This window comes from Stenotrophomonas sp. PS02298, from assembly GCF_029959445.1.
In the GTDB taxonomy this organism is placed as follows: Bacteria; Pseudomonadota; Gammaproteobacteria; order Xanthomonadales; family Xanthomonadaceae; genus Stenotrophomonas.
In genome coordinates this window covers 1-9,429 of record NZ_JASCOR010000161.1, presented here as the reverse complement: position 1 = coordinate 9,429, position 9,429 = coordinate 1, and the positions used below count along the sequence as shown (strand labels likewise).

7 protein-coding genes and 1 tRNA gene are annotated in these 9,429 nt (G+C 64.1%); 6 read left to right on the top strand and 2 right to left on the bottom strand.

The window, feature by feature from the left end; genetic code table 11:
* The 4 genes from ybgF to QMX78_RS17790 form a co-directional block, all read left to right on the top strand.
* Nucleotides 1-776 (top strand): tol-pal system protein YbgF (gene ybgF / locus QMX78_RS17805; protein ID WP_282272023.1); only part of this gene is annotated, 776 nt, incomplete at its 5' end.
* 33 nt (nucleotides 777-809) lie between these two features.
* The gene (gene queE / locus QMX78_RS17800; protein ID WP_282272026.1) at nucleotides 810-1,499 is read left to right on the top strand and encodes a 7-carboxy-7-deazaguanine synthase QueE; all 690 of its coding nucleotides are present in this window, start codon (nucleotides 810-812) and stop codon (nucleotides 1,497-1,499) included.
* Nucleotides 1,500-1,577: 78 nt separating this feature from the next.
* The gene (queC, locus tag QMX78_RS17795) at nucleotides 1,578-2,249 is read left to right on the top strand and encodes a 7-cyano-7-deazaguanine synthase QueC (RefSeq protein ID WP_282272021.1); all 672 of its coding nucleotides are present in this window, start codon (nucleotides 1,578-1,580) and stop codon (nucleotides 2,247-2,249) included.
* A 60-nt stretch (nucleotides 2,250-2,309) separates the two neighbouring features.
* Nucleotides 2,310-2,385: transfer RNA gene (locus QMX78_RS17790), tRNA-Lys, on the top strand.
* Between the two features lie 236 nt (nucleotides 2,386-2,621).
* Here QMX78_RS17790 and QMX78_RS17785 read toward each other — a convergent pair.
* On the bottom strand, nucleotides 2,622-3,434 hold the full coding sequence (locus QMX78_RS17785; protein WP_282272019.1) for a DUF5694 domain-containing protein: 813 nt from the start codon (nucleotides 3,432-3,434) through the stop codon (nucleotides 2,622-2,624).
* A gap of 538 nt (nucleotides 3,435-3,972) precedes the next feature.
* Between QMX78_RS17785 and QMX78_RS17780 the strand changes: the two genes are divergently transcribed.
* Together QMX78_RS17780 and QMX78_RS17775 are read left to right on the top strand one after the other, a co-directional pair.
* On the top strand, nucleotides 3,973-4,593 hold the full coding sequence (locus QMX78_RS17780) for an ECF-type sigma factor (protein ID WP_282272017.1): 621 nt from the start codon (nucleotides 3,973-3,975) through the stop codon (nucleotides 4,591-4,593).
* 23 nt (nucleotides 4,594-4,616) lie between these two features.
* A complete protein-coding gene (locus tag QMX78_RS17775) occupies nucleotides 4,617-7,370 on the top strand; it encodes a serine/threonine-protein kinase (RefSeq protein ID WP_282272015.1) in 2,754 nt (917 codons plus the stop codon).
* 32 nt (nucleotides 7,371-7,402) lie between these two features.
* Here QMX78_RS17775 and recQ read toward each other — a convergent pair whose 3' ends face one another.
* Nucleotides 7,403-9,205 (bottom strand): DNA helicase RecQ, encoded by a 1,803-nt coding sequence (gene recQ / locus QMX78_RS17770; protein ID WP_282272013.1) that lies wholly within the window; start codon nucleotides 9,203-9,205, stop codon nucleotides 7,403-7,405.
* Nucleotides 9,206-9,429: the final 224 nt, after the last annotated feature.

Genomic DNA, 9,429 nt, shown 5'->3' with positions numbered 1-9,429 from the left:
CGGCAGCCCTGGGGGCTGCCGCGCCCGCGTATGCACAGCGGGCAAGTTTGGCTGACCGTGTTGGCGTGCTGGAAACGCAGGTCAACAACAGCCAGGCCAATACCGACATGCTCAATCAGCTGCAGCAGCTGCGTACCGAAATGCAGGCGTTGCAGGGCACGATCGAGCAGCTTCAGCACGAGAACGAACAGCTGAAGCAGCGCAATCGCGATCAGTACCTGGACCTGGACGGTCGCCTCAATCGCCTTGAAGGCGGTGCTGGCGCTCCGGCAGCTCCTGCCACTGGCGCGGTGACGCCTGCCGCTGCGGCCGCAAAGCCGACAGCGGCTGCTGCCGAACGTCCGCCGACGGTACGTGGCGATGCCGGTACGCTGGCTTCGGCCGGTGATGAGCGCGCTGCCTACAACGTCGCGTTCGATGCGTTGAAGGCCGGCAACTATGCCGACTCCGCGCAGTTGTTCCAGAGCTTCCTTGAGTTGTACCCGAATGCTGCCTACACCCCCAATGCCTTGTATTGGCTGGGTGAGAGCTTCTATGCGACCCGTAATTTCAAGATGGCTGAGGCACAGTTCAGCGATCTGGTTGCCCGTTATCCGACCCATGACAAGGCTGCCGGCGGTTTGCTGAAGCTTGGCCTGTCGCAGTTCGGTGAAGGCAACAATGCCCAGGCGCAACAAACCCTGGAAGAGGTTGTTTCCCGTTTTCCCGGCAGTGATGCGGCCCGTACTGCCCAGGACCGACTGCAGTCGATCCGGCTCGGCCAGCAGCTGCGTTGATGTGGTGCCGCACCGACGGTGCGGCCAATGAATATGAACTCTCCGAACGCCGCTGTTCCCAGCGAGATCGTGCAGTCGCCGTTGCCGCGACTGAAGATCACTGAAATTTTCCTGTCCCTGCAAGGCGAAGCCGATACCGCCGGCTGGCCCACCGTGTTCGTGCGCCTGACCGGCTGCCCGCTGCGCTGCCAGTATTGCGATACCGCCTATGCGTTCCACGGCGGCGATTGGTGGGACATCGACGATATCGTCGCCGAAGTGTTGAAGCAGGGCGTGCGCCACGTCTGCGTGACCGGCGGTGAGCCGCTGGCGCAGAAGCGCTGCCTGATCCTGCTGCACAAGCTCTGCGAAGCCGGCCTGGATGTGTCGCTGGAGACCTCCGGCGCACTGGACATCGCCGATGTGGATCCGCGCGTATCACGCGTGGTCGACCTGAAGACGCCGGATTCGGCGGAAATGGCACGCAACCGGCTGGAGAACATTCCGCTGCTGACCGCCCGTGACCAGCTCAAGTTCGTCATCTGCAGCCGTGGTGACTACGAGTGGGCCAAGTCCATGCTCAGCGAGCACCGTTTGCCGGAGCGCTGCATGGTGTTGTTCTCACCGAGCAAGTCGCAGGTCAGCCCGCGCGAGCTGGCCGACTGGATCGTCGCCGATCGCCTGCCGGTGCGCTTCCAGATGCAGCTGCACAAATTGCTGTGGGACGACGCACCGGGTTACTGAGCCGGCGTCGCACCCTCCAATCGTTTACCCCGGCGCGGGACAGCGTGCTGGCTTTCCTCTCCCAACCGGATCATCACCATGAAAAAGAAAGCAGTCGTGCTTCTTTCCGGCGGCATGGACTCAGCCGCCGTCGTCGCCATCGCCCAGGAACAGGGTTTCGAAGTGCATGCCATGAGCGTGCGCTACGGCCAGCGCCACACCTCCGAACTGGAAGCCGCCGCACGCGTAGCCGCCGCCTTGGGCGTGGCCGGGCACAAAGTGGTCGCGGTCGACCTGCGCAGCATCGGCGGCTCGGCGCTGACCGACGACATCAATGTGCCCGAGGCCGGTGCCGGTGACACTATTCCCGTCACCTATGTGCCCGCCCGCAACACCATCATGCTGTCACTGGCGCTGGGCTGGGCCGAAGTGCTGGGTGCCAACGACATCTTCTGTGGTGTCAACGCGGTTGATTACTCCGGCTACCCGGACTGCCGTCCTGAGTTCATCGCCGCCTTCCAGGCGCTGGCCAACCTGGCCACCAAGGCGGGCGTGGAAGGCGCGGGCATCCGTGTGCATGCGCCATTGCAGTACCTGAGCAAGGCACAGATCGCACTGGAAGGGCAGCGCCTGGGCGTGGACTTCGGCCTGACCGTGTCCTGTTACCAGGCCGACATGGACGGCAAGGCCTGCGGCCACTGCGACGCCTGCCAGCTGCGCGCCGATGGTTTCACTGCCGCCGGCATGACGGATCCAACCCATTACGCATGATGTTGTTTTTGCGTTTATTGCGTTAGAATACGCGCCCCGGCTACGGCCGGGTCTTTGTTTGGGCCGTTAGCTCAGTCGGTAGAGCAGAAGACTTTTAATCTTTTGGTCGAAGGTTCGAATCCTTCACGGCCCACCAGCATTACCAAGGCTTCGGAGCGATCCGGAGCCTTTTTTGTTCTCCCGCAGGATGGCGACCGTTCCGCAAGTTGCCTGTACTGGCAGCTCGAGCGTAGCCCGGGTAGGCACGGCGCACCCGGGAGATGGCAATCCTGTGATCTTGACGGTTGTCGATGAGTAGCCGCGGGAGCGCTGCGCTTGCCCGGGCTACGGTCAGGTCGGCACGGCCGCGGCTTTCGCCACGGCCTTTGTGCGCTATCTCAGCAAGGCCTGCTGGACATCGACGATGTGTACATCGTGCATCTGCTCGAGGTACGCATCCAGATACGCCTTGTGCGAGGCGCCAACCAGCACCAGGGTGCGCATGCCCGGGGTTGGCCCCATCAGGTCACGGATGTTGGCGGCCATGCGCAGGTTGCGGGTTTCCCAGGACGTGACATACATCCGCCCGTAACCCTGCGGGGAGGGTTCTTCCAGCGCTGCGCCGTAGTCGCTTTCGAAGGCGGCCGGGGCGACGTCCGGGCCGTTGTCACGCCGATACATCGCCAGTGCGTTCTCGGGCGTATCGAGTTGGGTCTCCAGGTCGCCGTGCAGCGCTGCCCGCTGCTTGCTGGCAGGGTTGTCCCACGCCTTGCGGACAGCCTTCACGTAGGCCTTGGGGTCCGGGCCATAGCGGTCGGCACTGTGGTCGTCCATCGGCCAGAGCCGTTGATGGCCCAGCCGCACCGCCAGCTGTGCAGCGATCAGCGTGTTCTCATTGCGACTGCTGCGCAGTGCTTCCAGCGCCTCCACCAACTCCTGGTTCAAAACGCCCTCCGCACGCCGCTCTGGCGCGGGCAGGTGCAGCCATTGGACAAGGGCGGAATCGTGCTCTCCGGCAGCGAGGAACTTGGCTGCCAGTTCGCGACGCTGGGCAGCGCTTGGTTGCGCCGGCCAATTCACCAGCATTTCCTCGGCGGCCGCAGTCGCTGCTGCCACATCCAATCCGGTCGCCTTTGCCGCCGCTGACAGGTCAGGGCAGTAGTCGCTCACCGTCAATGCGTAGCGGGCTGGGTAGCGGCGCAACATGTCGCATTGCTGTCCCGAGACGGTCTCGACGGCGATGGCCTGCGGTTGCCATGCAGCAAGGCGGTCAATCAGCGGGACGAGCGTCGATCGATCAAAGGTTTCCGGCAAACGTGCCAGATGCGCCGTGCCTAGCACTGCGACTTCGTTCTGAGTCCCGAGTCGAGGGCCCTTGTGCGCGCCGGGAGCAAAGGACCGCGTTTGCCCGGCTTCAGCCTGGGCTCCTGCCGCCAACAGTGCGCAGACCAATATGCCTCGTCCCCACATGCCTTGCATCACGCCCTGTTGCATAGAACCTGCCGATTGAGCGCTTGGTGGGCGCGAAGTGGCGCAGCGTCCTTCTCCGGGCAGACGTTGTCAACGGTCTGCTTCAGCGTTATCGGGGCGGATCAACGAAGAAAACCTGCGAACGTCCCGGTGGTCCGTGCGGTTTGTGACGGTGTTCGCTATTTGTTGGCTGGTGTGGCAGAAGCAGCTTCGGCAGATCGCTCAGCACTGCAGCAGGAACGAGCAGCATCAGCTGCTGTGGTTGGAAGTCGCGATGTCTGGTTCTAATATGCGGGATGCACCGTCGGTTGCCCTGGTGGGCGTCCATGCACTGGGGACAGGGTTGAGCAAGCAGATCACGCAGTTACTGCACCGATGGCAACAAGGCGACATGGATGCGCGCGAGCATCTGTTCGAAGCCTTGTACTCGGATTTGATGCTGATTGCCCGCAACCGCTTGTCGCAACAGACCAGTGGTACCTTGCAGCCGGCGGCGTTGGTCAACGAATCGTTGATGCGCCTGCTCGGCACCGATGCGGATTACAAGGATCGCGCCCACTTCATCGCCATCGCCGCGCTGAAGATGCGTTCGGTGCTGGTCGATCACCTGCGCGCGCGTGGGGCGGACAAGCGTGGTGGCAATGCCGAGCAGTTGACGCTGTCGTACGCGGACCAGGTGCAGGACGATTCGGCCGTCGGATACGACGTATTGGCCCTGCACCAGGCATTGAGTCAACTGGCCGAACTCGAGCCGCGTGCAGCGAGCACCATTGAACTGACCTACTTCGGCGGCATGAGCCGCGATGAGATCGCGCTGGTGCTGGATGTATCCGCGCCAACGGTTGACCGCGACCTGCGCTTCGCGCGGGCCTGGTTGAACCGGCAGCTGCGCTGAGCAGTGATGGCAGTGGTGCGGTGATGGCGACGGAGCGTTGGCGGCAGGTTCGTGAGTTGTTCGATGCCATCTGCGAGCTACCGCGCGAGCAATGGTCGCAGGCACTCGACACGGGCAGTGATGACCCCGCGGTGCGCGAGGAAGTGTTGCAGCTGCTGCGCTCACAGACCGTGGGCCTGAGCCGGGTCAGCAATCGTCTGGATACCGCGCTGGCGCGTGCCCTGGCGCCGGAACTGGGCGTGGGTGAGCGGCTCGGACCATGGCGGCTGACCGAGCGCATCGCACATGGCGGCATGGGTACCGTGTTCAAGGCCGAGCGTGCCGACGGTCTCTACCAGCGCATGGTTGCCATCAAGCTGTTGCATGGCATGCCCGGTGCCACCGAGGTGGAACTGCTTGGCGCCGAGCGGCAGGTGCTGGCCGGCCTGCAGCTGTCCAATGTCGCGCGTCTTTACGATGGCGGCACCACGCCGGATGGGTATCCCTATCTGGTGATGGAATATATCGACGGGGTGCCGCTGGATTGTTGGTGTGCCGAGCAGGGCCTGGGCCTGCAGCAACGGCTTGTGCTGTTCCTGGAAATCTGCAGCATCGTGCAGTCGGCACATGAGCAGCTGGTGCTGCATTGCGATCTCAAGCCGCCCAACGTGCTCGTGCAGGCCAATGGCCAGCCTGTGTTGTTGGATTTCGGCTTGGCGCGCCTGCTCAATGAGGCGCGCGACAAACGCGATTCGGGTTACTGCACGCCGGGTTATGCAAGCCCGGAGTTGATCGCCGGGCATTCCGTCGGTGCCGCCAGCGATGTCTACAGTCTTGGTGTGATGTTGCTGGAGCTGCTGTCGACACAACCGTCGATGCGCGAGGCGCAGAACACGGGGGAGGCATTGATTGCGCCCAGTGCCAATACACCGGCTGATCTGCCTTGGCGGCGCCGCCTGCGTGGCGACCTGGATGCCATCGTCGCACGCGCATGCGCCAGCGACATCTCCCTGCGCTACCGCTCGGTTGAGGCCTTGATGGCCGATCTGCGCCGCTATCTGGAGATGCAGCCGGTACTGGCACGCAACGGCGGCCGCCTGTATCACCTTGGGAAAGCGCTGCGCCGGAACTGGCAAGGCACGGCAATAGGTGTGGGTGCAACCGCGCTGCTGGCGGTGTTCGTATTTGGTTTGTGGGAGACCCGGCGGCAGGCGCAGGAAGAGGCGGTTGTGGCGCAGCAGATCAGCAACTTCATGGTTGGCATGTTCGAAACCGCTGATCCATTTCTACGCACCGAGCGCGGTGCCGAGGAGTTGAGTTCGCGCCAATTGCTGGACAAGGCCACGCTGCAGGTCGCGCGTGATCTGGCCGATGCCCCGGCACAGTTGGCACGGCTGCGTGCAGTGCTCGGTGTTGCCTACCAAAACGCTGGCGCCTCGCATCAGGCCGACACACTGCTGCAACAGGCTTACGCCGGCTTCATGGATCCGCGCGTCGCGCGGCCATTGGATGCCGCGAATGTGCTGGCGGATCTGTCGGTGCAGAAGACGCTCGACGGTGATGGTGAGCAGGGTCGACAGTTGGCGGAGCAGGGGCTGCAACTGATTGGCAGCAAGGCGCCAGCCGTGGTGCAGGCGCGCCTTTACAGTGCCAAGGGCCTTGCCTTGGTGAATCAGCAGCATTTTGATCTGGGCGAAGCGGCCTTCAACAGCGCGACGGCGCTTTATCAGAATGTGAGGGACGTTGACGTCAGCGCCGAGAAAAGCGAGTTGTCGTACAACAAGGGCCTGATGTACCTGCGCTGGGGTCGGCAGGCGTCGGCTGAGCAGGAGTTCCGGCAGATGCTGGACAACCTGCATGGTCGCCGGACCAGCCTGGCGTTGGCTGCCGAGACACGGTTGGCGCAGATACTCCGCGAACAGGGCAAATACGAACAGGCGTTGCCGCTGCTGCAAACGGGTATGCAATATGCGCTGGAGCTGTATGGTGCGGAGAGCAGTTTTGTCCGCATGCAGTACGACGGTCTGGCTGACCTGTATCGGGATTCCGGTGATTACGCGGCTGCTGAGCAGCATTACCAGAAACGGAATGCCTTGAGCGCACGTCTGGATGGACAGGATTCGGTCGAGTATTCGATGGGTCTGTTCAATTACGGGTCGTTGAAAGTGCTGCGCGGCGAACTGGCGGCGGGCGAAGCGCTGTATCGGCAGTCCTGGATGATCCGCAAACAGAAGCTGGGCGAGGATTCTCCCACCAGCCTGCGTGCCGAAAGCGAACTGGCGCGGCTGCTGATGCGTGATGGACGGATGGAGGAGGCTGGCGTGATGCTGATGCACGCTGACAACGGGTTGAGCAAGAGCCTGCCGGCCGATGCCCCTGGTCGCGTGCAGGCCCACTTGAACCGGATCGATTGGCATGTGCGCAGTGGACAGTTGGCGCAGGCGCGACAATTGCTCGAGCGGATGGGTGTACCCGTCGCGGATGAGCTGCAGCTGCGGCTGCTGGGAATCCGCGCTGACCTAGCGGTTCGGCAGGGCGAGGGTGAGCTGGCGCTCACGTTGCGCAAGGCTGCGCTGGAACTCGCCAGCAGCAGGCAGGGCAAAGACAGTGCCGCCGTTGTCGAGGCGAGCCTGGCGCTGGCCGAGTCGTTGCTGCAATTGGGGCATGCGCGTATGGCGAAGGAAGAACTGCAGCGTGTACTGCTGCTTATAGGGCGGTTGCAGGTGGCTGGCTCGCCGGATCGGCGCAAACTGGACGGGCTGCTACTGCTGGCCGAGCAGAACCTGAGCCAGCGTTAGCCGCCCCTGGCAGGGCAGCTCGGCGCTGCGCGTCAGCCCTGCTCGCGGACGATCTCGACCAGGCGCTGGCCATAGCGGGCGAGCTTGCTGCCGCCAATGCCGCCGACTTTGCCGAGTGCTTCGACGCTGGTCGGGCGCTGCTCGGCAATGTTGCGCAGGGTGCTGTCGTGGAAGATCACGAATGCCGGCACGTTCTGCTCGCGCGCCAGTTCCGCGCGCAGCCCACGCAAGGCCTGGAACAGTGACAGATCGCCGGCTTGCACCGGCAGGCCGGTGCGCGGGCCGCCGCGCTCGCGCTCGCGGGTTGGTGCAGCGTCGCGGCGCATCATCATCTGCCGGCGGCCGGTGAGTACATCGCGGCTGGCATCGGTCAGGCGCAGGCCGCCGTGGCTTTCCGGGTCCACTTCCAGCAGGCTGGCGGCAACCAGCTGGCGGAACACGCCGCGCCAGGCGCGCGCATCCAGGTCGTTGCCGATGGCGTAGGTGCTGAGCTTGTCGTGGCCGAGCTGGCGGATGCGTTCGTTGTCGCTGCCGCGCAGGATGTCGATCAGGTGGCCGACGCCAAAGCGCTGGCCGCTGCGGTACACGCAGCTCAGCGCCTTCTGCGCCGGAATGGTGGCATCCCAGGCCGCGGGTGGGGTGAGGCAGTTGTCGCAGTTGCCGCAGGGCTTGGGATAGGTTTCGCCGAAGCCGGCCAGCAGCACCTGACGGCGGCACTGCATCGATTCGCAGTATCCGAGCAGATGGTCGAGCTTGGCACGCTCCAGCTGCTTGCGTTCCTCGCCGGCCTCGGACTGCTCGATCATCTGCTTGAGCAGCACCACGTCGCCCAGGCCGTAGCACAGCCAGGCTTCGGCAGCCTCGCCATCGCGGCCGGCACGGCCGGTTTCCTGGTAATAACCTTCCATCGATTTGGGCAGGTCGGTGTGCGCGACGAAGCGCACGTCCGGCTTGTCGATGCCCATGCCGAAGGCGATGGTGGCGCACATCACGATGCCGTCCTCACGCAGGAAGCGGCGCTGGTTGGCGGCGCGTACCTCCGGCGGCATGCCAGCGTGATAGGGCAGCGCCTGCATGCCTTCGCCACAGAGGAACTGCGCGGTCTCCTCGACCTTGCGCCGGGACATGCAATAGACGATGCCGGCCTCATCGCGATGATTGCGCAGGAAGCCCAGCAGCTGGCGTTTGGCGTTGTCCTTCTGCACCACCGTGTAACGGATGTTGGGGCGGTCGAAGGAACTGACGAAATGCTGGGCGGTGGACAGGTCCAGGCGCTCGGCGATCTCGCGCTGGGTAGGCGGATCGGCGGTGGCGGTCAGGGCGATCCGCGGCACCTGCGGCCAGCGCTCATGCAGGACCGTCAGCTGCCGGTATTCGGGGCGGAAGTCGTGCCCCCATTGCGAGACGCAATGGGCCTCATCGATGGCGAACAGCGAGATGTGGGCGCGGCCCAGCGATGACAGGAAGCGCCCGGTCAGCAGGCGCTCCGGGGCGACGTAAAGCAGTTTCAGGTCACCGGCCAGCAGCTCGCGTTCGACCCGCGCGGCGGTTTCGGCGTCCAGCGTGGAATTGAGGAACTCGGCACGGACACCGACCTGGTGCAGCGCCTCCACCTGGTCCTGCATCAAGGCGATCAGCGGCGAAATGACGATGCCGCAACCTTCGCGCAGCAGGGCCGGGATCTGGTAGCACAGGGACTTGCCGCCGCCGGTCGGCATCAATACCAAGGCATCGTTGCCATTGGCGACGTGCTCGACGATGGCCTGCTGATCGCCGCGGAAACTGTTGTAACCGAAAACGCTGGAGAGCAGTTGTTGCGCGGGACTCTGGGGCATCGCGCTAGTTTACCCGTTGGCGGCCCGCGCTGAATGATCGATACAGCGTCAGGCAGGCAGCGACCTGCCTGTAGTGCCGAGCCATGCTCGGCAGCGGCCTTGCCGATAGAGCCCCTGTAGTGCCGAGCCATGCTCGGCAGAGGCCTTGCCGATAGAGCCCTGTAGTGCCGAGCCATGCTCGGCTGAGGCCTTGCCGTTAAAGCCCCTGCCGAGCATGGCTCGGC